At 50.0% G+C, this 23,239-nt stretch carries 19 protein-coding genes; 6 read left to right on the forward strand and 13 right to left on the reverse strand.

What is annotated here, in order from left to right:
* Nucleotides 1–12: 12 nt before the first annotated feature.
* On the reverse strand, nucleotides 13–759 hold the full coding sequence (locus V7051_RS08245) for a protein-L-isoaspartate(D-aspartate) O-methyltransferase (RefSeq protein ID WP_333874440.1): 747 nt from the start codon (nucleotides 757–759) through the stop codon (nucleotides 13–15).
* Between the two features lie 318 nt (nucleotides 760–1,077).
* On the opposite strand from V7051_RS08245, the gene V7051_RS08250 reads away from it, so the two are divergent.
* Nucleotides 1,078–1,548 carry a YbhB/YbcL family Raf kinase inhibitor-like protein gene (locus tag V7051_RS08250; protein ID WP_333874439.1) on the forward strand — a complete coding sequence of 157 codons (471 nt, stop codon included), beginning with the start codon at nucleotides 1,078–1,080 and terminating at the stop codon, nucleotides 1,546–1,548.
* Between the two features lie 51 nt (nucleotides 1,549–1,599).
* Here the strand turns inward: V7051_RS08250 and V7051_RS08255 are convergent, their stop codons facing one another.
* The 8 genes from V7051_RS08255 to V7051_RS08290 all read right to left on the reverse strand — a co-directional run bounded on the left by V7051_RS08255 (nucleotide 1,600) and on the right by V7051_RS08290 (nucleotide 13,159).
* Nucleotides 1,600–2,598 (reverse strand): IS701 family transposase, encoded by a 999-nt coding sequence (locus tag V7051_RS08255; protein WP_333874438.1) that lies wholly within the window; start codon nucleotides 2,596–2,598, stop codon nucleotides 1,600–1,602.
* Nucleotides 2,599–2,613: 15 nt separating this feature from the next.
* Nucleotides 2,614–3,219: an alpha-ketoglutarate-dependent dioxygenase AlkB family protein gene (locus tag V7051_RS08260; protein ID WP_333874437.1), complete on the reverse strand. Its 606-nt coding sequence runs from the start codon at nucleotides 3,217–3,219 to the stop codon at nucleotides 2,614–2,616.
* A 37-nt stretch (nucleotides 3,220–3,256) separates the two neighbouring features.
* Nucleotides 3,257–3,670: a bacteriohemerythrin gene (locus tag V7051_RS08265; RefSeq protein ID WP_333874436.1), complete on the reverse strand. Its 414-nt coding sequence runs from the start codon at nucleotides 3,668–3,670 to the stop codon at nucleotides 3,257–3,259.
* A gap of 196 nt (nucleotides 3,671–3,866) precedes the next feature.
* Nucleotides 3,867–5,288 carry a TolC family protein gene (locus V7051_RS08270; RefSeq protein WP_333874435.1) on the reverse strand — a complete coding sequence of 474 codons (1,422 nt, stop codon included), beginning with the start codon at nucleotides 5,286–5,288 and terminating at the stop codon, nucleotides 3,867–3,869.
* Nucleotides 5,289–5,363: 75 nt separating this feature from the next.
* The gene (locus tag V7051_RS08275) at nucleotides 5,364–8,432 is read right to left on the reverse strand and encodes an efflux RND transporter permease subunit (protein ID WP_333874434.1); all 3,069 of its coding nucleotides are present in this window, start codon (nucleotides 8,430–8,432) and stop codon (nucleotides 5,364–5,366) included.
* A gap of 180 nt (nucleotides 8,433–8,612) precedes the next feature.
* Nucleotides 8,613–9,710: an efflux RND transporter periplasmic adaptor subunit gene (locus V7051_RS08280; RefSeq protein WP_333874433.1), complete on the reverse strand. Its 1,098-nt coding sequence runs from the start codon at nucleotides 9,708–9,710 to the stop codon at nucleotides 8,613–8,615.
* A gap of 131 nt (nucleotides 9,711–9,841) precedes the next feature.
* On the reverse strand, nucleotides 9,842–11,020 hold the full coding sequence (locus V7051_RS08285; RefSeq protein ID WP_333874432.1) for a hypothetical protein: 1,179 nt from the start codon (nucleotides 11,018–11,020) through the stop codon (nucleotides 9,842–9,844).
* A 168-nt stretch (nucleotides 11,021–11,188) separates the two neighbouring features.
* Complete coding sequence (locus V7051_RS08290; protein ID WP_333874431.1) at nucleotides 11,189–13,159, reverse strand: sensor histidine kinase; 1,971 nt, start codon at nucleotides 13,157–13,159, stop codon at nucleotides 11,189–11,191.
* A gap of 26 nt (nucleotides 13,160–13,185) precedes the next feature.
* Here V7051_RS08290 and V7051_RS08295 point away from each other — a divergent pair, with 26 nt between their 5' ends.
* On the forward strand, nucleotides 13,186–13,800 hold the full coding sequence (locus V7051_RS08295) for a response regulator transcription factor (RefSeq protein WP_333874430.1): 615 nt from the start codon (nucleotides 13,186–13,188) through the stop codon (nucleotides 13,798–13,800).
* Nucleotides 13,801–13,831: 31 nt separating this feature from the next.
* On the opposite strand, the gene V7051_RS08300 is transcribed toward V7051_RS08295, so the two are convergent.
* The 3 genes from V7051_RS08300 to V7051_RS08310 form a co-directional block, all read right to left on the reverse strand.
* Entirely contained in the window at nucleotides 13,832–14,452 is a 621-nt protein-coding gene (locus tag V7051_RS08300; RefSeq protein WP_333874429.1) for a glutathione S-transferase family protein, read from the reverse strand.
* A gap of 30 nt (nucleotides 14,453–14,482) precedes the next feature.
* Nucleotides 14,483–14,947 (reverse strand): amine oxidase, encoded by a 465-nt coding sequence (locus V7051_RS08305; protein WP_333874428.1) that lies wholly within the window; start codon nucleotides 14,945–14,947, stop codon nucleotides 14,483–14,485.
* Between the two features lie 185 nt (nucleotides 14,948–15,132).
* Complete coding sequence (locus V7051_RS08310) at nucleotides 15,133–15,678, reverse strand: flavodoxin (RefSeq protein WP_333874427.1); 546 nt, start codon at nucleotides 15,676–15,678, stop codon at nucleotides 15,133–15,135.
* A gap of 369 nt (nucleotides 15,679–16,047) precedes the next feature.
* Between V7051_RS08310 and V7051_RS08315 the strand changes: the two genes are divergently transcribed.
* Complete coding sequence (locus V7051_RS08315; protein WP_333874426.1) at nucleotides 16,048–16,854, forward strand: symmetrical bis(5'-nucleosyl)-tetraphosphatase; 807 nt, start codon at nucleotides 16,048–16,050, stop codon at nucleotides 16,852–16,854.
* A gap of 22 nt (nucleotides 16,855–16,876) precedes the next feature.
* On the opposite strand, the gene V7051_RS08320 is transcribed toward V7051_RS08315, so the two are convergent.
* The gene (locus V7051_RS08320) at nucleotides 16,877–17,230 is read right to left on the reverse strand and encodes a hypothetical protein (protein ID WP_333874425.1); all 354 of its coding nucleotides are present in this window, start codon (nucleotides 17,228–17,230) and stop codon (nucleotides 16,877–16,879) included.
* Between the two features lie 1,028 nt (nucleotides 17,231–18,258).
* Between V7051_RS08320 and treZ the strand changes: the two genes are divergently transcribed.
* From treZ to V7051_RS08335, 3 genes are all read left to right on the forward strand, one after another.
* On the forward strand, nucleotides 18,259–20,211 hold the full coding sequence (gene treZ / locus V7051_RS08325) for a malto-oligosyltrehalose trehalohydrolase (RefSeq protein WP_333874424.1): 1,953 nt from the start codon (nucleotides 18,259–18,261) through the stop codon (nucleotides 20,209–20,211).
* Nucleotides 20,201–22,264, forward strand: a complete 2,064-nt coding sequence (locus V7051_RS08330; protein ID WP_333874423.1) for an amylo-alpha-1,6-glucosidase — start codon at nucleotides 20,201–20,203, stop codon at nucleotides 22,262–22,264. The genes treZ and V7051_RS08330 overlap by 11 nt, the downstream gene beginning before the upstream one ends.
* Before the next feature lie 738 nt (nucleotides 22,265–23,002).
* A complete protein-coding gene (locus V7051_RS08335; protein WP_333874422.1) occupies nucleotides 23,003–23,215 on the forward strand; it encodes a hypothetical protein in 213 nt (70 codons plus the stop codon).
* The last annotated feature ends 24 nt before the right edge of the window (nucleotides 23,216–23,239 follow it).

Below are 23,239 nucleotides of genomic sequence, written 5' to 3' on the forward strand. Positions count from 1 at the left end.
AGTATGCCTCCGTCAATGCTTACCGGTGAGCGGGACGAAATTGACCGGCAAAATCTGGCGAGTGGTGACTTTTCCGTTAGCATCTTTAGTGACCAAAACCAGGTACTGCGTCATAAACTGGGCGCCGACCGGGATAATCATGCGGCCGCCGGGTTTTAGCTGCTTTATCAACGGCGGCGGTATATGGCTGGCAACGGCGGTAACGATAATGCTGTCAAAAGGCGCCGCGTCCTCCCAGCCGTAATAACCGTCGCCGGTTCGGGTATGAACGTCATCATAATCGGTTCGCTTAAGGTTTTCCGCTGCTTGTTTAGCCAGCGGTTCAATAATTTCTATGGTGTAGACGCTATCGGCAAGTTCGGCGAGAATGGCCGCCTGATACCCCGAACCGGTGCCGACTTCAAGAACCCGGTCGGTTTTTTTCAGCTTAAGCAGATCGGTCATAACAGCGACGATGAAAGGCTGGGAAATAGTTTGTCCATGACCGATAGGAAGAGGCCTGTTTGCGTATGCAAAGGGGCGCTCGGTATCGCGGACGAATTCATGCCTCGGGACCTTGAGCAGCGCGGCTATAACCTGCTGATCGAGCGTTTCCTGATCAAGAAAACCGCGGACGGTCATTGCCTCGTCCTTGATAATGCTCACCAGTGCATGGCGTTGCTGGGAAAAATCATTTTCAGCGATGACATGGGTGGAAAACAACAGCAAGACAATGCCGATGACCACAAGCCAAAAGATGATATGTTTTACTCTTTTCATGATCACAACCTCCTGATTTCTTGGAGCAAGAACCGGTTGTAGACGTTGGAGTTTAAACGAATGAAAAGTTGTTTGTCTGTAGGTTATTTCTACAATAGGCAGTGAGGAAAAATAGGTTTATTGTGAAAAAACAAGCGTGTGATTGTACGGTTAGCTCATTTGCCGGCCCCATGGTGGAAGCCGGCAAACCCGCAATGACAATTTTACCCTGAGAGGTGATTAATGAATTCGATCAAGCAGCTTCTTTTTATTCGCCTGATTTGTTTAGCTTTTAGTATCTTTTTTACTACAGTCATCCTGGCTGAAGGAGAGCAAAACATGACTTTAGTCCTCAAATCGCCGGACTTTGCCCATCAGGGAGAAATTCCCAAAGTTTTTACCTGTGACGGCAACGACAGTTCGCCCGCTTTAAACTGGTCAGGACTTCCGCAAAGAACCAGAAGCCTAGTGTTGATCGTTGATGATCCCGATGCGCCGGATCCGGCCAAACCCAAAATGACCTGGGTGCATTGGCTGCTTTACAACATGCCGCCGACTGCTACAGAACTACCGCAAGCCGTTACTGCCGGTAATTTGCCAGAAGGAACTCAACAAGGCAAAAACGACTGGAAACAAACCGGGTATCGAGGCCCGTGCCCGCCTGTCGGTAGGCATCGGTACTTTCACAAACTCTATGCCCTGGATATTGAGTTGCCTGATTTGCATCATCCCGATAAGGCTAAGCTGGAAGCAGCAATGGTGGGACATATTGTTGGACATGCAGAACTGATTGGAACTTATCAGCGTTAGTGGGGGTATCGTTGCCGTTATGTATCAATTTAAGCTTGGTTAGGACTTTCGCTATCCCCCCGAATAAGCCTTAATTCTAGGGTTACGCAGTTCAGCTCGCAAATAGTCGGAAAACAAGTCGGCCCGGACTTGATAGAGGGACTTTGTCAAGGCGTTCGCTTTGACTTTTAAGGAAACCCACACGTGGTAGCAGCAAGCGATGTGATTCCGTTGAGAGCGGGCCTTGCGACATTGGCATTTTTCGGAGCCGGTCAACTGTTTAAGTTCGCGGTGAAATTCTTCAACCTGCCAGCGCACGTCGTTCGCGTCTTGAACGACCTGCGCGGTCAGGTTGTCATCCAGCTCATTGGTTAGAGCTAAGTCAATGTCACCGTCTGGGGCGACCAGCTTGAACAATTTGACCTTGAACGGTACTTTTTTCAGTTTGACGACGACGCCGGCTTGGAGCCGTTCGGGCGTCCACTCGATCGCATCAAGATGTACATAACCTTCTTCCTTACTGAGGCTGACCATGCGGTTGCTTTTTAGAGTCGTGTAAAAGGTTCGCTTGAGCGTGTGAACCAGCTTCAGGTTTTCCCAAGAGGCATACCAACTGTCGAACAACACCGTTTTCGCCTTGAGTCCTTTGTCGGCAATGGCGTTGACGAGCATGTCCTTGAAATGGTCAGTCTTGGTCTTGCCGTCGGCCGCGTTGTGATAAATCCGGTAATCCACCGGATAATGTTCCTGGCCGTCACTGTGAACCAGGTTGACGACGCCGATGCCTCGCACCAAGCCGCCCACCGCACCGCTGTACTGTGTCTTGACCAACTCAATCGACTTGGAATAGCGCTTATCTTGTACGCTGTCGTCAATGATCAAGAACGAGTCCTCGGTATTGTTGATCAGCCCCTTGACCAGCTCCCACACCTGCCGCGCCGTTATCCGGCTCTGTTTCAGAAAGTTGCTTACCACATCGTGGCTGACATCCAAATGCTCGGCCAAGTTGAAACAGGTGTAGTTGATCGGCGTGCAAATTAAGTATTCTACATAACGTTGTTTCGTGATCATGCCTGTTAACATAACCTATTCGGCTAGGGTTGCGAAAGTCCTAATACAGTTACTTGCAGGGATAACTTTACGGAAAGTTAAGTTGATTCGTCCTTCCGTGACGCTTTGATCGATGGGAACGCCATGTAGCCAGTGGTGTTGAAAGTTTGGCTGCATGATCAGCAAGGTGCCGCTACGTAATAATACCCGGCCATTTTCAGAAGATTTTTTATGCCGGAACTCAAATTGACGTTCCGCGCCGAACGTCAAGGACGCGATAAAGGGGTGTTCGCCCAATTCAGGCTCATTATCCGAATGCCAGCCGACATAATCGTTGCCGTTGCGATATAAATTAGCCAATACCGAATTAAAGCAGAAATTTAAATACGTTTCGATTTTAGCTCTAATCTCGGACAGCAAAGGTGTCCATGTCCGGGTTTGTAATAGGTTGTTACTATAGCTGTAGCGGATTCCCGGATCGGCATGCCAAGTCTGTAATCTGGGCAGGATAAATTGCCGTCCGGCGACAGCGTATCGATTATCGGGCCATTGATGTTCATGCAGAAACTGCCGATAGATGCGTTCGCATTCGACGGCATCGTAAAAGTCTTCAACGATCTCAAGTTCGGGGCAGGGCGCCATCTTATGCTTGAGGGTATTTGTTAATGTGGGCGAACGGTTAAGCCTTGCACGTGTCAGGCTTTAAGTCGGATGCTTTAAGATGCGTCGCCAGCGCGCTGTCCATGGTCGTCACATGCAGACCGAACCATTGCGGGAGGCGGTCTTTGACAAACGAACGGCCAAAAGCAATCAATCCTTTATCGACCCTGGATTTAAATTGCTTGAACTCTCCAAGAACACGTTGATGTTCGCCTTTGTGCTCGGTCTCTCCGGGGTAAGAAGATTGTTTCATCAACTGGTTTTCCCGGTCAAAATGCTGTTCGGTATGTTCATACAATTGCTGGAACAAGGCCGAAAAATTCGCATTGTCGGCAGAGTTCAGCTCGTTTAACAGCTTGATAAATTCATCATGATCGTTATCAATCAGTTCGTAGCCCACGATATGTACGCTGTCTTTTTCAATCAATGCCATCTTAAGTTCACCTCATTATTATTAAGTCGCAAGCATAAATATCATAGGGATGTTGATAACCCTGCTTTTATTGTTCTAATAAGCAATTAAAATGCCATGTCGTTTTTATAGCCGACATGCCGCTTATTGCTCCGTTTGTAGCCGGTAGGGCTTGATGCTTTTCGGAACAATTTGTCGGTAATCCATCAATTCCGTACTACGGCGCTTGTTCGTTTGTCCAGCCTCCGCCGAAGGCTCGGTAGAGAGAAACAATCGAAACTTGCAAGGCTGCTTCGGTTTGGGTTCGTTCGTCTTCAATCGCCAGTTTGTTATGTTGGCTGTCGAGTACGGATAAATAGTCTTTCGCTCCGTGCCGGTATAATACTTCTATCCGCCGGTACGCTTTATCGGCCGCCATTTCGGCCTCCGATAGTTGCTTGTGGCGTTCTTGCGACGCTGTATGCGCGACAAAAGCATTTTCAACATCCTCCAGCGCAAGCAGGAAGGTTTTCTCATAATTTGCCGCCGCCTGATCGAGTCGTGCATCTGCCGCGTTGATCTGCGCCCTTATGCGTCCGGCAGTGAAGATCGGTGCGCTAAGACCGGAACCCAGCGTATAAACGCTCTCGGCAAGGCTCGGGAAACCTCCTGCCGCCAATGCGCCTAATCCGCCGCTTGCAGATAATATCAATTTTGGAAACAGGTCGGCTCGTGCAGCGCCCAGACTGGCGGCCGCAACGCTCACCCCGGTTTGAGCAAGACGCAGATCGGGCCGTTGTAACAGTAAAGTCGAGGGCAGCAATTGGGGAATATCAGGCATGACCGGAGCTTGATCAAGCGCATGAAGCAGCCGGTTTTCCAGCTTTTCCGGCGGTTTACCCGATAACACGCCAAGCCGGTGAATCAGCGTTGCCTCAGACATTTTGAGTATAGGAAGCGAGGCTTGTGCATTATGCAGTAACGTTTCCCGGCCGGCGACAGCGGCTGAGTCGGCTAGACCGTTTCGATTAAATACCTGCAATGCCCGAAATTGCTCCCGTTGCAGGTCTATGCTTTTCATCAGGATGACTATCCGTTTCTGGATGCCGCGCAGTTCCAGGTAATGCGTCGCCACTTGAGCCAGCAGTCCTACCTGCACCGCCCGGAGTGCTTCTTCGCTGCCCTGAGCTTGGGCGGATGCAGCTTCCGCCTCAAGGTGCCTGCCGCCGAACAAGTCGATTTCCCAACGTGCGGCCAATCCGCCGCTGACCATATCGGCGGTCGGTGCTTTGAGTTCGATGCCTTGGTTGCCGGGCACGCCGACGATCCTTTCTATTCTCTTTTCCCGGCCGCCCGACGTAAACAGTTCAATGCCGGGATAAAGCGCCGATTCGGCGACGGTAACCATCGCGGCAGCTTCGCGGATGCGGGCTTTGGCAATCTGAAGGTCTTGATTGGCGGCCAATGCTTCGGTAATCAATTCGTTTAACAATGGATCGCGAAAACTTGTCCACCATGTTTTCAAATCTGCCGAAACGGTTTGGGCTGCGCTGCGATGATGCCACTCTTTGGGAACGGCCAATGGCACGCTGTCGTTAACCCGCGTAGGTGTACACCCTCCGGTCAGTAAGGCAAGCAGCAGTAAATGTCGCTTATTCATAGTCATCTCCTGCATTTGCTGCGAGGTTTTTTTATTCGTTGCACATCATTTACCGTAGGGCGCGCCGTGCGCGCCCTACGGAGTCGACTTAATCTTTGCCGGATTGCGCTTTACCTTGAACCAAACTGCATAAAGTACAGGCAGGAAAAACACGGTAAGCAGCGTCGCTACCGTAAGCCCGCCCATAATCGCGATGGCTTGCGGTCCGAAGAAATCATTTTGGGACAGCGGAATCATCGCCAGAATTGCCGCCGCCGCTGTCAATAATATAGGCCGGAATCGCCGGACGGTTGATTCGACGATCGCAGTGCGAACATCCAGCCCGGCTTTTTCGTCCTGCTCAATCTGGTCGACCAGAATGACCGAATTGCGCATAATCATGCCCGAGAGTGCAATAACGCCAAGCAAGGCCACAAAGCCGAAGGATTGATCGAACAGTATCAGCGCAAAGGCGGCGCCGATGACGCACAACGGCGCAGTGACGAACACCAGTAATGTCCGGGATAAATTCTGCAATTGCATCATCAGCAAGATCAGCGTGACGACGATGACCGCCGGAATCCAGATCAGGATCGACTTTTGGGCAATCCAGGCATCTTCTTTGGTGCCTCCGGTTTCTATTGAATAACCGAAAGGCAAGCGGTTTTGGATGGCTTCCAGCTCGGGCATGATTTGCGCGGCGACATCGGGCGCGAGCATGCCGTCCACCACGTCGGCGCGCACCGATATAGCCGGAAAGCGGTTGCGCCGCCAGCGAATGCCGTCTTCGAAATTCATTTCCGTGGACACCAATTGCGACAGCGGAAGCCACCGGCCTGTTTCCGTCGGAACATTGATATCCGGCAATTCATTTACGGCTACCCGCAGATCCCGTTGCGCCCGCCAGACGATGCCGATCAGATTGTCGGCCTCGCGAAACTGCCCGACCGGAATGCCGGTGTAGTGCGCTTGCAATGCCTGGGACAGGCCGGCGGTGGAAACGCCCAGCGCCAGGGCCTTGTTTCGATCCAACGCAAGACGAACAGACGGTATGCGTTCGTGCCAATCGTCGTTGACATCGACAGTGTTCGCATTGGCGCGCACCACAGCGCTGACTTGGTCGGCAATCTTTCGAAGCATTTTTGCATCTTCGCCGATCACCCGGAACAGCAACGGATAATCCATCGGCGGCCCGATGTTCAGGCGCATCACCCGGCCGCGCGCTTCCGGGAAATCCGCCGCAAACGCCTGCCTGATACGTTGCATGACCCGCTCGCGGGCGGCAATGTCCTTAGTCGTCACGACAAACTCGGCCAGATTGGTATTGGTCAATTGCTGAACGATCAGCAGAAAAAAACGCGGACTGCCTCCGCCGATATAGGCGGCGTAATTAAGCACGTCTTCATCGTTAGCCAGCATAGCTTCCATGCGCTTGGCGACCTGCTCGGTCTGCGTGATCGAACTGCCTTCCGGCAGCCAGAGATCGGCGATCAACTCCGGACGATTCGACAGCGGGAAAAACTGTTGCGGGACTTTCGTTAAAGTCATAACGCCGATAACAAACAGCGCCAACGTAGCGATGATGACCATGTTGCGATGTTCCAGGCAGCAATCAAGCCAGCGGCGCAAGCGGTTGTAAAACGGAGTATCGAAATGTTCGAGGCCGGGGGCGGCATCATCCTTGACCTTGAGTATCAGGTAACCGAGATAAGGCGTGAATATGACCGCGCCCAACCAGGAAACGACCAGCGTGATGCTCATGACCTGGAAAATCGCGACGGTATATTCGCCGGCTACCGATTTTGCCAAACCCACCGGCAGAAAACCGGCGACCGTAATCAGGGTGCCGGTCAGCATCGGAAAAGCCGTGGCTCGGTAGGCGTAAGTTGCGGCGCGCATGCGATCCCAACCTTGTTCGAGTTTGCGCGCCATCATTTCGACCGTAATAATCGCATCGTCCACCAGCAAACCCAGGGCCAGAATCAATGTACCCAGCGAAACGCGGTGGATTTCCAGGCCGAACAGCCACATGCACAGCAAGGTCCCAGCCAGCACAATAGGGACCGTCAACGCAACGACCGAACCGGTGCGCAGTCCCAAACTCAAAAAACTGACGACCAGCACGGCAATCAAAGCCTCGAAGAAAGTTCCCGTGAATTCGCCGATCGCTGTTTTGACCACACGCGACTGATCGGCCACTTTCTCTATATCAACGCCGACCGGCAGGTTGCGTTCGATATTGGCGATAGCGGTTTCAAGCACCTTGCCCAAAGCCAGCACATCGCCATGCTTGTTCATCGTGACGCCCAAGCCAATCACGTTCTTGCCGTTAAAACGCATTTTGAGTTCAGCGGGATCGGCATAGCCGCGCGTCACCGTGGCGAAGTCGCCGACTTTGAACGTGTGTCCGTTAATGCGCACCGGCAGGTTGGCGATGCTAGCCACGGAATTTAACTTGCCGCTGAGACGGATCGGCAGGTTGCGTTCCGCCGTCAATACCGTTCCAGCGGGTAGCATAGCGTTTTGCGCCTGGAGCAGTTGAGCAAGCCCCGCCGCATCCAAGCCCAATTTGGCTAACTTCTTGTCGGAAAACTCGATGTAGATTTTTTCATCCTGAACGCCGATCAAGTCGACTTTTTCAACATCGTTAACACGCAGCAGCTGTTGGCGAAGCGATTCGGCCGCAGCTTTCAATTCGGCGTAACTGAATCCTTCCCCGGAACAGGCATAAAGCAGGCTGTAGGTATCGCCGAACTCGTCATTGAAAAAAGGGCCTACCACGCCCTGCGGCAGTGTCATGCGGATATCGTCGGCCTTTTTGCGGACCTGGTACCAGAGCTCGGGAATTTCATCCGGCGGAATCGCTTCGCGCGGCGTGATGAAAATAACCGATTCGCCGGGTTTGGAGTAACTGCGCAAGTAATCCAGGTTCGGCAGTTCCTGGAATTTTTTTTCCAGTTTATCGGTAAGCTGTTGCTCGACCTCCTGGGCTGTCGCTCCAGGGTACAAGGTTTTTACCACCATCAAGCGGAAGGTGAATTTCGGGTCTTCCCGCTGTTCCAGCCCGAAATACGCGATAATCCCGCCTAACAGTATCAAGCCCATGATAAAACCGGTAAACGCTCGGTGTTCGAGCGCCCATTCGCTCAGGTTGAATGATTTCATTTCAAAAACGCCGATTTATCCATGAAAGACACGAAAAGCACGAAAAATACGTTATACATCAACATGCCTTAATAATTGGGACACTCATTCATTGAGTGGTGATATATAGTTTGGCATCTGTTTGAATGTTTTCGTGTCTTTCGTGGGCAAAATGCTTGTTCTTGAATCATAGTAATCTCTTTAATCGGCTCCGGTTAAGCGCACAGCTTGACCTTCTACCAAGCGATGCACACCGGCGCTGACAATCAACTCCCCTCCCGACAAGCCGCTTACCGCAACGCGTTCACCCGGCAATGCCGCTCCGGTCTGAACCGGCAAGGCTCTGACCGTAGCGGCTTGTTCGTCCACTTTCCATACTTTCGCTTGTTTCGGTTCACCCTGGGTTGTGAATACGGCCGAAAGCGGAACAGCCATATGCTCGGCTGCATGAGAAGAGATCCAAACGGTAGCCGTCATCCCCAAATGCATACCGTCCTGCTTTTCCGGCAATGCCGCTTTAACGCGAAAAGTGCGGCTGGCCGGGTCGGCCGCTGCTGCAATCTCTCGGATTTGCGCTTTGATTTTTTTATCGCCGTCAGCCCAGAGCGTCACGCCGACCTGTTGACCTGTTTTAATGTCGGCAATGCGCTGTTCAGGCAAGTCGAAGCAAATTTCTTTATCATCAATCTCGGCCAATTTGACAATGGTCCGGCCTGCCGCGACAACCTCCCCAGTCTCCACTTCCAGCGCAGTCACCACACCATCGCGGTCGGCGACCAGAAGCGTGTATTCCAATTGATTAACGGCTTGAGCCAACTGGGCCTTGATTGCTTCAACCCGCTCACTGGCGGCGGTGTCGGCGGCTTCATGGCGGTCGTAATCCGGTTGGCTGATAACTTGTTGCGCCAGCAGTTCGCGATACCGTTTCAGTTCGTCCGCTGAAAACCGACGCTCGGCATCGGCGGATTTAAGCTGGGCTTTCAGGGCTTGCACGGCAAGTTGGTAATCGCTTTGATCCAAAGCGGCCAGCAATTGTCCTTTACGAACATGATCCCCGGTTTCGACCGGTCTTGTTGTCACCTTGCCGGATACCCGGAAGGATAATGCCGTTTCATGACGAGGCCGTACTTCTGCCGCATAGGCCGCAGTGTTATTGCCCGGCTCGTCATCAATGCGCACGACTTTAACGGGCCGCGGATGCGATTGGGGTTCCTGGCTTTGTTGACTGCATCCGATAACTAGGCTGAACAAGCAAAGTCGGCAGACTGACATAGACAGCTGGGCAGGGATGACAAACATTTTTATCGGCATTTTTAGTTAATGTAGAGGTTTACAAAACAGGCCCGTCGTAGGGCGCGCCGTGCGCGCCTTGACTTGCTAAGTGCAGCTTAGGCGCATAAAGAACGGCGCGCCCTACGACGCGAAGTGACTCAAGTATTCAATGTGACCAATTTTGATGCTTTTGCGATATTCGTCTGTTCGCAATATTCCAATTTGAACGAACTGACCGGTTTATTAAAACAAGTCGGCTGGGGACTGGTAATTGATACAGACTCAAAAGCATCGGCTATCAATGCGCGGTTAGCCGAATTTACCTGGAACCAATCCTGATTCAGCAAGACATGGTTATGCTCATGATAAATGGCATGATATAAAGTCAGCGATTCGGCAAAGCAGCCGAACGCCACATTGGGCAATAAATTCAACATACCGGAGGAAATACCGCCCAAAACATAGCTCAACAACGGCGAATAGGCGTTACCGGCATCCTGGCGAATGACCCGGTCCCGGCAAAGTTGATAGCTGGGTTCATCCAAATTGGCCGGTTCGGCGACATCGATAACCAGCAACTTACGGTTGTGTTTTCTTAAGCGTTCAATGCTGCCGATGTTTAAGCGGGCATTAGCGTTATGCGTGCAGGCAATCACCGCATCGACTTTACCAATCTCGTTAATATCGGTCGCAACCGTGATCGCGTAATCTTCCGCCATTTGCGCCAACGCTTTTTGGTTCGCGCCAAAACCTATCAACTCGTACTGTCTAGCCAATAAATGCTCGGTCACCGCAGTACCTAAAATGCCATAAGGACCCAGCACCAAAATCCTGGAATTGCCTCGATCCAGACGCGCATTCGCTAAGGCGCGGTCTATGTCTTTACATAACAATGTTGCGGTGCCGTTATCGCCGATAGTGAACAATATGTCGGGGAACAGCTGTTTCAATTCGTGCCCGTCGCGGCCGAATAAACGCTTGGTTGAGGCCGCCAGCAGCACGACTTTGGCGCCGCGTTTTTGTGACCAGGCGACCGCGTCGATAAAATGCCTTTTGGCACGCACCCGGCCGCTCTTGGTCATCAGTTCTTCGGCGGTAATGCAAATGCCCCGGACTTGGGCGGATACGCCATTCAGATAAATGCGCGCGCCATTGGAATGTCCCGATTTCGGCCGCTTGTTACCCCAAAACACATTGCCTTCGGCCTCGTCGCGGATATTGGTAATAATTGCCACGTCAATTCGCTGTTGTCCCGATAACCGGCGATACCAAGCGCGGTAATCGCACAGCACCATCGCGATGCGCCATAAAGTCGCCAACCAACTTGCTATCATCATTAACCCTCATATCATTAAAAATCATCAGGGTTTCAGTGTAAAAGTCGACTAGGCTGGCAACAATAAGGTGATTTCCGTAATTTAACGATCAGCCCTTTGTTCACGAAAAACACGAAAGACACGAAAAATTACCACGAAGACACGAAGAACACAGAGGAAAAACAACTTCTAGTGGTTTTCGTGAGCCAGCTGTTTTTGGCGATAGAATATAGCGTTATCGATTGGGATTTTAATCGCAAAAACACTGCCCTTGCCCAATGTGGAAGCAACTTGCAGCTCATACCGGCATTGATGGCACAAGGTTTTCACGATAAAAAGCCCCAGGCCGTAACCGGCGCTGTCGCCGTTCGGGCCTTGTTGAAAAGGAGCGGTTAACGCTCGGCAATCGGCTTCAAACAAACCGACGCCGGTATCGAGCACTTGTATTTCAATATATTGCGAACGGCGGCGCACGCCGAAAACGACGCGGCCTTTATGGCTGTAACGAACCGCGTTGCTCAGCAGGTTGCTGAGGATGCGGTGCAGCATTAAGGCCGAGCCTTTTAATTCAATGTCGCTGCCGATATGGTTTAGCCTTAAGCCTTTTTTGACGGCGGCAGCTTCAAACTCGTTTTGGAGCTGGCCAAACAACTCAAACAATACAATGCTGTCCGATTGCTTGCCTTCCTGCTGGTGTGCCTGCCGGATTAAATCCTTTATCAAGCTTTGCGCATAATCCAGTGTGGTGTTGATATGTTGCGCGATTGGGCTGCCTTCTTCCATAGCGCGTAACGCTTCCATCGCGAAACGGATAGAAGCTAGCGGTTGCGATAAATCATGGCTCGCCGCAGCCAATAGCAACTGATGACTTTTGGCTTCCTCCACCGCCGCCAAACGGTCTTGCTCGGCTTTTATCAACAACTCGGTTTCGGCCTGCCGTTTAACGCGAAGTTCGGCTTTTTGTTCATTCAAGCGCTGTAGCTGATTAATCACAGCAATCATAAAGAAAATCGGTTCCAGCATATAAGCGATTTTCGGATAAATAAAAATCGATAGCTCAGGAAAAGGGTTACGCCAAAGAATACTCAGCGACATCAAAATGACGTTGAAAATAATTAAGGAAATGCTACCTAATAAGTACAACGGCGCAGCCGGTACTTGCCAGCGTACTGCCGAAATACCGGCGGCCATCGCAAATGCGGCGTAGACGACGGCCAGTATAAAGTTCCACTCGGTAAAGTGTTCGTACGCAGCAAACGGTAAGCTGAGAACAGCTAAAGATATAATAATGACGAAAGCATAAAAAAACCGTCGAAACCGCTTTCGCATCTGTAAAAAGCTGATACTGAACAGCGCGTGGGCAATTAATAAGCCTATAGCAATAACGCCGGGGGCCAGCATATTCCAGACGGCTTGCTCCGGCCATAAAAACTGGAAGTTGTAGCCCTGAATTTGGCTGAGGAATAATAAGCTGAAAACAATCAATAGCGCGTAATTGAGGCTATCGGCGTGACGTATTCCTTGCCGATTAAAAAATAGAACCGAGATTAAAACCAGTAACACGCCAAAAATAATGCCGTTAAGCACATCATTTTGAGTGTCCAGTTGCGCCAGTTTTTTAGCGGTTAACACAACGGGGTGTAAAGGTGTTTTACCGTGTGTGCGATAGTAAACATAAAAAGTCGTAATGGTTTTTGCGGCCAAATCAACGTCGGCATATAAAAACCGGTTGGGTACCGGGCGTTGGGTAAACGTCGTTTGTTGATCCAGGCTAAACAGTGTTTCCAGCCGGTCGTCCCGGACTTTAAACAGGTACAGAAAAAACGTATCAGGGATGCCAAAAGCCATTAAGCGGTTGGCTGTTTCGTTGGCATTGTTGACAGAGATTTTTACCCACAGCCCGGTCGCCGCTTCGAGATTATCGGCAAGCGCGGTGTTGGTAGCTATATCCGGTATGGCTAAAAGGGAAGGGCCGGTATGCGGGTCAAGCACTTGCATACAACTTCGCAGAGCCAGCTCTTCTTGCGCTTGCAGCTGACAGATACCATTATCATGAGCCATAATAGACCGGCTGATAAGTAAAAGACCTATCAGCAACATACTATTAACTGCATAGTTCAACACTGTTTCCGGCAAGCAGTTAAATGCGCTATTTTTCACAACATTCCTGATTTCAAGTAAGCTCAATGCGTATTATTTTGGCAGACGATCATGCTATTTTTCGTGAAGGATTAAAACTGTTGTTACAGAGCCAGTACGATAAAGAAGTTATTGCAGAAGTTGATAACTTGGAAAATCTCAAAACCGAAATACATAAACAACACGCAGACCTATTAATATTAGACTATCACATGCCTGGCGGCGACGCGGTAGCTTTGCTCAGCTATTGTAAGAAACGCTATCCCGAGCTCAAAATCATTGCCCTGACCGGGGCGCAATCCGGTCAGATATTAAAACAGCTGGTCAGTGCAAAAGCGGATGCGGTGTTACTCAAAGACGGCGTATCGGCTGAATTATTGTTTGCGATTCAACAGGTCATGCTCGGTAAAAGCTATTTTTCCGATACCGTTAAAAACAATATTGCCGATATAGATTTGCCGTTAAGCTCGCGCGAATTACAAATCTTGAAACTGATTTTCTCAGGCTTTGTCAATAGGGAAGTTGCCGATAAACTCGCGCTGTCCCCTAAAACCGTCGATAAGCACCGGGAAAATATCATGCGCAAACTGCATGTTAATAATCTGGTCGAATTGATCAATAAAGTACATCAATTGAAGTTGTTTAGCGATGTCTACGATTGAGCGGATTTACAAGCCGGTTCAATGCTGGAGGTTAATCCAGACGATAGCCTTCTTCCATCAAAACCCGCCTTACTACCGGACGCTGAAGCATCAAAAGATAGTGTTTTAAGCACATTTCCGGCAGCGAAATCCCGGTTTTATCGGCCCAAAATTCGACATAAAACAAAGCCGCATCGGCGATGCTGAACGTATCCATGACATAGCCTTGAGGCGACAAACTGTCGTTAACGACCGCAAACCCTCGTGTAACGATATCCATTCCTTGAGCTTTCACCGCGTCAAAATCGGCTTCGTGCAGCGCAAACTTGTCGGTTGTAAAGATCCTGGTAAAGCCCAGGCCATGAATCGTGCCGACCACGTAATCCATCAGTTCGATGACGCGCGCGTCGCCATCCGGGTCGCCGGGCAACAGTCTGGCTTTGGGGTAGCTTCGCGCCAACCAATAGGCTATCGCTGGAAACTCGGTCAGTGCAGTGCCGTCGTTGCGCACCAGCGTCGGGATCGTGGCTTTCGGGTTCATTGCCAGATATTCCGGCGTATTTTGATCTCCATTCAGTAAGTTCACGAGATGCGCTTCGAAAACCAGGTCGAGTTCTTCCATCAAAATATGAATGCCGGTCGAGCAGGAGCCGGGCGTTAAATACAGTTTCATTCGATTTTCCAGTGTGTTTAATGGATTGCGTTACCGGCATTCCAGAAAGTGAGTATTGACAGTTAAAGCAAAGTTTTGCCAAAGCCCGGCGATTTCGCGCATTACTTCGTTGACGTAAGTTTTATCCGGTTTATGTTCGTCGGGGAAATTGGATAACGCGCACGAGGTACGGTGTTTATCGACGACAAACAATAAAAAATCGTCGACAAACCCGTCGAAAGCGCCCAGAGCCTGTTTGGTCAAATCCGATAGCCCTTGGTTAACAGGACTCGCGGTGCTATCGAACGGCAGCGTCTGTACAAAAGCCAGCGCCTCGTCATAAGCCTGTTCCAAGACGGCCAGCACATTGCGTTGAAAGCAGCCATCCCATTGTTGCCGCGAAAGGTCTTGCGCGAGCAACTGTTCGTATTGATTTTTCAAGACCGGTTTTTGTTCGGCGATATACCGGCAGAATTGCCTGATGCTGTCGGCGTTGTTCCGTTCGTTCGTCATCATGAATATCCTTTGGTTAAGAATCCGTCCTGACCGTTTTTTGCTAAGATGGCTAATTAATATTGTGTGGGAGCGAATTCATTCGCGATTTTTAAATGCCACTGCGCGAATGAATTCGCGCCCACCAATAACCGACAATAACTCATTCCGGCTTAACTTGATGCCGGTGACTTGGCAGGGCGAAAGCATTAATTTAATTTCTCCAACAAGCCCGGCTTAATCTGTTCCAGCCAGCTTATGATCCGGGTTGTAGTCATTTCCGGTTGGCTATGATGATCCAGCACCAGGCCGACAAACTTATCGTCGATAACCGAGTGCGAGCGGGTGAAATGATAGCCTTCGGTACTCCAGGCACCGATAACCTCTGCGCCGTAAGCAACAAAGTGCTGATACAAATGAATCAGGGAACTGGCAAAGCGATCATAATATTTCTGTTGATTACCCAGGCCAAACAGGGCAACGCGTTTTCCGGACAAATCGGCATCATCCAGCCGGAATAAAAACTCTTCCCAGTTGCCATACTCGCTGCCTGTCTTTCTGCCGGGCAGTTCGCCGACCCCATAACTGGGCGCTCCCAGAATGAGCGCTTTATATTGCAATAGTTCCGATACTCTTGCCTGATTAACATTAGCCGGTTCACTGGCAATGTCATCGCCTAAAACCCTGTACATGATCTGAGCCATCGCTTCTGTCATACCTGTTTCAGAGCCGTAAAATATCCCGATCTTATTCATAATGAAACCTGAGTTAATTTGCCTGTTAAATGCACAGCAATATTTAAACCAACCTCTATTTTTTTCATAGCAGCGATTGGCAGCCCGCTTCAGAAGCAACATGCGATGAAGAACGACCGGATAAGGCGAGGTATTTCCTGGTCAACTTCGTAACAATATGACTGGAAACTCGGCGGTTTTGTTACAAAGTAACGACTCATAACTGTGACGGGCAGGTCGCCCGGACGCGATTCAAAAAATATTTATTTTTTTATAGTTAACGTTTATCAAAGGCTTATTGTTAGTTTTGTTTCCTATAAATAAATGTTCTTGGGCTATGGCACCATAATTGATATTCCATAAGCAATACGGACTTGGAAGCTAAAAATTATGACCACCTACGCCATCGGCAGTGTAAAAGGCAATTATCAGTTACTGTTAAAATTACTGGAGAAAATACAGTTTGATCCGGAAAACGACTGCTTATGGTTTACCGGTAATTTGGTTAATGAAGGGCCTGAATCGTTGGCTGTACTCAGGTTCGTCAAAGACTTGGGCAAAAAAGCCGTTACCGTGCTGGGCAATCAGGAAATGTATTTGTTGGCGGTGGCAGAAGGCTTCGAACAGACGGAAGCGGGTGATACGCTGGACGACATTCTTAATGCCCCGGACCGGGACGAACTTCTAAAGTGGTTGCGCCGCCGTAGCTTTATTCACCACGATTCGAAGCTCAACTTTACTCTGGTCCATGCGGGTATTCCTGTTGAATGGAGTTTCAGTCAGGCGTTGACCTTTTCCTATGAAGTTGAATCGGTACTATCGATGAATAATTACATGGCTTTACTCGAAAACAGGCAGCGGGACCAATCGCGTTGGAGTGCAAAGCTCAGAGGCTGGAGACGGCTGCGGTTTATCGTTAATGCCTTTACTTTGATCAAATATTACAAAGAACCGGGGAGATTGGATTTCGACACAAGCGGTGCAATCGTATCGCAAGAGCAGGGTTTGCTGCCCTGGTACCGGTCGCCCGACCGTCTTACGCACAATTTGAATATCATTTTTGCCGATAACGCCAATTTTGAAGACGATATTTTCCCCGGCGTTTATCCCTTACCGGCGCAAGAAAACCTTTCCGCATTGAAGCTGGCGGCAACGCCTGAAAGGATCAGCGTCGCTTGTTCGGAAGTAGGCAAATAAGCGATTGTGATTAATCCGGTGCTTACATCCCCCTATCTTCTTTAATGAGGTCGTTTACGATGTCTTTATAGTGATGCCTTAACAAGTTGTCTGTAATGATATCGCAGTCATCATCTTCATACTCAGTTACCAGAATACAGACTTCCTGTAACTCTCTAATTTCTATCTCACAGCCGCTTGTAATCAGCGGCCATATTCTTTTGTCGTATTTTGGAAGGAATAAATTATCCCTGACAACAAACTCCTCACAAGAAACCAAAGGCAATATGGTCCTTATCACAATCGGATTATTGATTGCATCTCCAAGCGTAGGCTGTGCTTTTGCTCCACCGATGAGTCCCAGAAATAGAATCGCTGCGAAGATTAATTTTTTCATTTGCATCACTATAGATAATGCCGTGGAACGCTATTAAATGAATAAAAAGATGACTTTTACAATGCGTAGGAATACTTAATCCGACCTGATCCATAGTTCCACTTTTTGGCTTTGATAAGGAAGCATCACCGTTCCGCATGACCGGTAAGCTTTCGGGAATTCGGCTAATTGCTTGGGCATACTTGAATCATAGCTCTCTGTGTCACGATCGATCCCGAGTACGGCCGATCTTATCTTTTCCGGGGATAAATACTCCAATATTGCTTCAGTGGATAAGCGATCTTGCAATATCGGTATTCCAATCGGAATCGCTTGGAGAATCAGAGCAATTCCCGGAATATTATATAAACCAAGAAACCATTCACTCTGCTTAATATCGCAGCTATCGGTCAACTGATTTAGCTTGAAATAACTATCCCGGGTTTCAGGATCAACCCGAAAAATCCCCAGCGGCGGAATATCTATAGTTTCGGTTTGTTTTTCATACTATTTTTCCGGTTGGCTGTTTAAGTATTGAAAAGTTGAAGGTATTTTGCAAAGTATACGGATATCTATCATTACCGGAATGTGGTAATTAATACTGACTAAAGTGTGTGGCTTGGTAGGTTTAAGTCGGCATATGCCGACGCTGGGCAATCGCGCCCAATGAGCATGACTTGATTTTTACCGCAACGCCATCATAAGGGTTGTTATGACTTTTAATCGATTATCTGTGATATCGCCATCATTAGTGAGCTTACGGTGATGTGATTCACGAAAAACACAACACCGATTATACCTATGTGATGTATTGAAACGGCTGTGATAGGGGTAAGTTGTTCAGTTGGAAGGACGTGCTGTGCTCGTCTTAGCATTTAAGGCGCTACGTCTAACGGATTAGATTTGTGTATTATTTTTTCGTGTTTTTTGTGGTTTTCGTGGACAAGCGTAGTATCAGTTAGGGGGCGATTGGCTTTTTGAGTTTCTGAACCGTAGTAAAAATTTAAAGTGACAATAGTTTAATTTTTAATGACTTACAGGGAACAATAATGATGAGCGAACAGATAACTACCGAATTGAATCATAGTCGGAGATTTCCGGTCGGGGCAGAGCGAGTGCCGGGAAAAGGCGTACATTTTCGAGTCTGGGCGCCTCAGAGCAAGAAAGTCAGTCTGGTAATGAATGCTCAAGGCGAAGAGGTTGATCCTCTTCATCCGCCGATTGAAGTTGAACTGCAAAGCGAAGAAAACGGTTATTTTTCGGTCATTTCGCAACAAGCCGGCATAGGCACCTTGTACCGCTACCTGCTGGATGATGAGCCGCAACCGTGTCCCGATCCCGCCTCGCGTTTTCAACCCCAGGGGCCGCATGGGCCCTCGCAAGTCGTCGATGCTTTAACGTTCGATTGGACGGACGCCGCCTGGCCGGGAGTTGAAGCCCACGGTCAAGTCATATACGAGATGCATATCGGCACCTTTACTCATGAAGGCAGTTGGGTCGCAGCGGCCAAAGAACTGCCTGAACTGGCTGCGCTGGGCGTGACGGTTCTGGAGATCATGCCGGTGGCCGATTTTCCGGGCCGGTTCGGTTGGGGGTATGACGGCGTCAATTGGTTTGCGCCGACACGGCTTTATGGAACTCCGGACGAATTCCGGTATTTTGTTAACCAGGCGCATGCCGTGAGTCTTGGCGTCATTCTGGATGTGGTATTCAATCATTTGGGCCCGGATGGTAATTATCTGGAGAAATTCTCAAACGATTATTTTTCTACCCGCTATCAGTGCGATTGGGGCGATCCGCTGAATTTCGATGGGCCGAATTCAGGCCCAGTGCGAGACTATATACTGGCCAATGCCGCCTATTGGATTAAAGAGTTCCATCTTGACGGCTTGCGTATTGATGCAACCCAGCAGATTTTCGATAGCTCGGCTAAACATATTATTGCCGATATCGTTCAGGCCGTGCGCAAAGCAGGGGCGCCGCGCCTTACCTTTATCATTGGCGAGAATGAGCCGCAAGATTCCAAACTGTTTTCGCCTCCTGAACACGGAGGCTTCGGCATAGACGCGTTATGGAACGACGATTTTCATCATACCGCCATGGTGGCGATGACAGGGCGCGCCGATGCTTATTACAGCGATTACCGGGGGTTCGCACAGGAATTTGTATCCACCTTGAAGCGGGGTTTTTTATATCAGGGTCAATGGTACTCCTGGCAAAACAACACGCGCGGAACTCTGTCGCTGGACATGCCTCCGGCCAAGTTCGTCAACTTTATACAAAATCACGATCAATTGGCCAACTCCGGTAGCGGCAAACGTATCCATTTATTGACCAGTCCTAATCGCTACCGGGCAATGACTGCGTTGCTCTTATTGGCGCCGCAAACGCCGATGTTGTTTCAAGGCCAGGAGTTTGCCGCCACCAGTCCGTTCTTTTATTTTGCCGACCATAAAGATGAAATTGCTCAATTAGTGGAGCAGGGCCGCTCTGATTTTCTGGCCCAATTTCGCGCCTTGGCAACACCGGAAATGCAGGCCCGACTGCCTGATCCCGGCGATCCGCTAACGTTTACCCGTTCAAAACTGGATTTGAACGACCGCAATCTGCATAAGGAAGAATATGACTTACACCGCGATTTGTTAAACCTGCGCCGTAATGACCCGGTATTTCAGGCCAGTCAGCAAAGCAACCGTATTGATGGGGCCGTGTTAAGCCCTGATGCCTTGGTGATACGTTTTTTCGGGGAGAATCCGGGCGATGACCGGCTTTTATTGGTTAACCTGAGCCGGGATATTCATCTTGTGCCCGCTCCGGAACCGCTGTTGGCCCCACCTAAAGATTGTGTTTGGGATGCAATGTGGTTCAGCGAGGACCCGCATTATGGCGGCATGGGCATGCCGCCTTGGCCCAGAAAAGGCAACTGGTATCTTCAAGGCGAATCCGCTGTTGTGCTAAATCCTGTCACCCAACCGAAGGAACCTGCTAACCATGAAAAGTGACATTGTTATTCGAACGAATTGGACCGGGGACCCTGACGAACAGGAAGCCTTACTAAAACACGAATGGTTAGTCACCAACGGTCTTGGCAGCTATGCGTCGGGGACGATCTCGGGGGTGCCCACTCGCCGTTTTCACAGCTTTTTAACCGCTTCGCTTTCCGATCCCCAAGGCCGCTACGTGATGCTCAATCAACTGAGTGAACTGGTTCGGTTTCCTGATGGCAGCAGCCAGAAAATAGGCGGTATCGAATTGGCAGGCGGCGCCCTGGATCTACACGGCATGTCCAGTTTGCGCGAGTTCCGGCTGGAATCCGGGTTGCCGGTATGGCGCTATGAGCTGGCCGGTCATGTGATTGAAAAATGGATATTGATGCCCTACATGAGCAATACCGTTCATGTGGGCTATCGCCTGGTTTCAGGGACAGGACCGGTACGGCTTAAGATTCGTGTGGCCGTGCATTTTCGTCGCCATGACGCTTCGTTGAACGAAGGATTACCGGTGGAGTCCTATGATCTTCAAGCATTGGCCGGACGTCTTGAAATTCATGGGCTTTCGATTCCGCCTTTACGGCTTTACGTTAATGGCGAAAACCCGGCATTCACGATTGAAACCAAACGCTTTAGCGATATTCTTTACCGTATAGAAGAACAAAGAGGCTATGAAGCCCAGGGTAACCTTTGGAGTCCCGGTTATTTTCGCGTTGATCTTGCCGCGGGTAAAGATGTCACTTTGATCGCTTCAGCTGAAAGCTGGGAAAGCATTCTGGCGCTGTCTCCTGCGGAAGCATTTCAGGCCGAGCTGGAACGGCGTCGACGTTTACTGGCGGCGGCACGTCCGGAATTGGATATAGGTTTGGCAAAGCAGTTAGTGCTGGCAGCCGATCAATTTATTATCGCGCCGATAGAGCGGATTGCCGAAACTACGCGTGTCCGTGCAACCGGCGGCGATGTGCGAACCATCATTGCCGGTTATCACTGGTTCACCGATTGGGGGCGGGACACCATGATCAGCCTGGAAGGCCTGACCTTGACTACCGGGCGGCATATCGAGGCGGGACATATTCTGCGCACTTTTGCCCATTATCTGCGTGACGGCCTCATTCCCAACATGTTCCCGGAAGGTGAAAGCGAAGGCGTATATTACACCGCCGATGCGACGCTCTGGTTTTTCCATGCGCTGGACCGTTATATCGAGATCACCGGAGACAGGGGAATGCTTAAGGAACTGTTGCACAAGCTGCTGGATATTATTGATCATCATATTCAGGGCACTCGCTTCGGTATTCATCGCGATGCCGATGATGGCCTGCTGATCCAGGGTGATCCGCGTTACGCGTTGACCTGGATGGACGCCAAACTAGGCGATTGGGTGGTTACGCCGCGCCGCGGCAAAGCGGTTGAAATCAATGCGCTGTGGTACAACGCACTGCGCATCATGGAAAAGTGGATGAACGAGGAAAATCAGCACTCACATGCAATCGAGATGGCAAAGTTCGCCGATGCCGCCCGGCTTAGCTTCAATCAACGGTTTTGGAATGCACAGGCCGGGTGTCTGTATGATCTGGTCGACGGCGAAAACGGCCAAGATGACCCGGCATGTCGGCCCAATCAGTTGTTTTCCATAGCGCTATCCTATCCGGTATTGGACCAAGAACATTGGCAAGCTGTATTTCAGACGGTCAAAGACAAGCTATTGACGCCTGTGGGTCTGCGCACACTGTCCCCGGATCATCCCGATTATAAAGCCGATTATCATGGCGACCTTCGCACCCGCGATGCCGCTTATCACCAAGGCACTGTTTGGCCTTGGCTGATAGGGCCTTATGTGGATGCCTGGCTGCGCGTGTATCCCGAACAGCGCAAAGATGTGCGTGATTTTCTTGATCGATTATTGGAGAGGCACCTGCATGAAGCCTGTATCGGTTCGGTCAGCGAAGTTTTTGATGCCGAGGGTTTATACGCCCCGCGAGGCTGTATCGCTCAAGCATGGAGCGTAGCGGAAATTCTTCGTAGCTGGGTAAAGGTAACTGAAGACCACAACAGGAGCGAGTAAAGCGCTGCTCTCTATTCGTTGTTGAAAACAAGTCCGCATGATTTGGGTTGATTAGCGGTATAGCAAAATATATAGCCGCTATAGGCCCAATAAATTATTCTTGTCCCCACGCGCTGCATTCCGGAGTCCGTACGAACGAGAGCGAAGTGTTGTAGGAGCGGGCCGTGCCCGCGATAAGAGCACGACAAATCTGCAACGCGGCCTAAAAGTCGCGGGCGCGGCTCGCTCCTACGGGGTATTGAAGAACCGTAAGCGAAAGTTATTTGTCGAGGAATCCTCAGCCGAGAAAGATATGGCTCTTTATTTTTTCGTGCTTTCGTGGACAGTGCGTAACATCAGTTAGTAATAGATCATTATCGGAACCCACCCAACCGGCCTATCGCCGGGTCTTTTTGTTTATCCATTTAAGGCGGGATTAATCGGAGTACAGGCTGCCTGTTCGCAAGCGAGGCTTGCACGCCTGTAGAACCTGTCCATGCTGTCGCCCATCGCTAAAACTCAACTCTCAGGCCATTCATATTCAAACAGCTGTAACGTCGCTTTGTCCATGATTGGTGCGCTGTGTGCCTTATCCGCCAAGGCGTACCTGCACATCCTACATTCCAATAGCAGAGGAATACCCTTAATCGGTTCTTAAACTTGTTCATGTTACAAACTTTGGCTCAAATTAAACGAACGGTGAGTTATGTACGTCAACGTACAGACGTTGCGGCAGGGTAATCCTATTCTGGCCTTCACTTGGGTGAGCAGCTTGGTACGGGTAATAAACGTGGACATCTGCCGGAGGCGGTAGCTATCCAGGCCAAGGTGGGTGTTGCCGGTTACTGCAAGGCGGCGCCGATACTACGTTCCATACTGGTGCCGCCGCTAACCGGCACCAGTATGGCGCACTTTAAATGGCGCTACTTAGAAGTGGTGCGCACGGATAGTCAATCCGGCAGCCGATCCTGAAATCCACGATGTCGCTGATCGGCT

The organism is Methylobacter sp., assembly GCF_036845245.1.
Taxonomy (GTDB): domain Bacteria; phylum Pseudomonadota; class Gammaproteobacteria; order Methylococcales; family Methylomonadaceae; genus Methylobacter_A.

What these genes read in the sequence shown, in the direction of transcription:
- treZ (WP_333874424.1), top strand. Translation starts at nt 18,259, where the DNA reads ATGATGAGCGAACAGATAACTACCGAATTGAATCATAGTCGGAGATTT.
- V7051_RS08265 (WP_333874436.1), bottom strand. Translation starts at nt 3,670, where the DNA reads ATGGCATTGATTGAAAAAGACAGCGTACATATCGTGGGCTACGAACTG.
- V7051_RS08305 (WP_333874428.1), bottom strand. Translation starts at nt 14,947, where the DNA reads ATGATGACGAACGAACGGAACAACGCCGACAGCATCAGGCAATTCTGC.
- V7051_RS08320 (WP_333874425.1), bottom strand. Translation starts at nt 17,230, where the DNA reads ATGAAAAAATTAATCTTCGCAGCGATTCTATTTCTGGGACTCATCGGT.
- V7051_RS08245 (WP_333874440.1), bottom strand. Translation starts at nt 759, where the DNA reads ATGAAAAGAGTAAAACATATCATCTTTTGGCTTGTGGTCATCGGCATT.
- V7051_RS08315 (WP_333874426.1), top strand. Translation starts at nt 16,048, where the DNA reads ATGACCACCTACGCCATCGGCAGTGTAAAAGGCAATTATCAGTTACTG.
- V7051_RS08255 (WP_333874438.1), bottom strand. Translation starts at nt 2,598, where the DNA reads ATGATCACGAAACAACGTTATGTAGAATACTTAATTTGCACGCCGATC.
- V7051_RS08270 (WP_333874435.1), bottom strand. Translation starts at nt 5,288, where the DNA reads ATGAATAAGCGACATTTACTGCTGCTTGCCTTACTGACCGGAGGGTGT.
- V7051_RS08250 (WP_333874439.1), top strand. Translation starts at nt 1,078, where the DNA reads ATGACTTTAGTCCTCAAATCGCCGGACTTTGCCCATCAGGGAGAAATT.
- V7051_RS08260 (WP_333874437.1), bottom strand. Translation starts at nt 3,219, where the DNA reads ATGGCGCCCTGCCCCGAACTTGAGATCGTTGAAGACTTTTACGATGCC.
- V7051_RS08295 (WP_333874430.1), top strand. Translation starts at nt 13,186, where the DNA reads ATGCGTATTATTTTGGCAGACGATCATGCTATTTTTCGTGAAGGATTA.
- V7051_RS08330 (WP_333874423.1), top strand. Translation starts at nt 20,201, where the DNA reads ATGAAAAGTGACATTGTTATTCGAACGAATTGGACCGGGGACCCTGAC.
- V7051_RS08300 (WP_333874429.1), bottom strand. Translation starts at nt 14,452, where the DNA reads ATGAAACTGTATTTAACGCCCGGCTCCTGCTCGACCGGCATTCATATT.
- V7051_RS08310 (WP_333874427.1), bottom strand. Translation starts at nt 15,678, where the DNA reads ATGAATAAGATCGGGATATTTTACGGCTCTGAAACAGGTATGACAGAA.
- V7051_RS08285 (WP_333874432.1), bottom strand. Translation starts at nt 11,020, where the DNA reads ATGATGATAGCAAGTTGGTTGGCGACTTTATGGCGCATCGCGATGGTG.
- V7051_RS08275 (WP_333874434.1), bottom strand. Translation starts at nt 8,432, where the DNA reads ATGAAATCATTCAACCTGAGCGAATGGGCGCTCGAACACCGAGCGTTT.
- V7051_RS08280 (WP_333874433.1), bottom strand. Translation starts at nt 9,710, where the DNA reads ATGTTTGTCATCCCTGCCCAGCTGTCTATGTCAGTCTGCCGACTTTGC.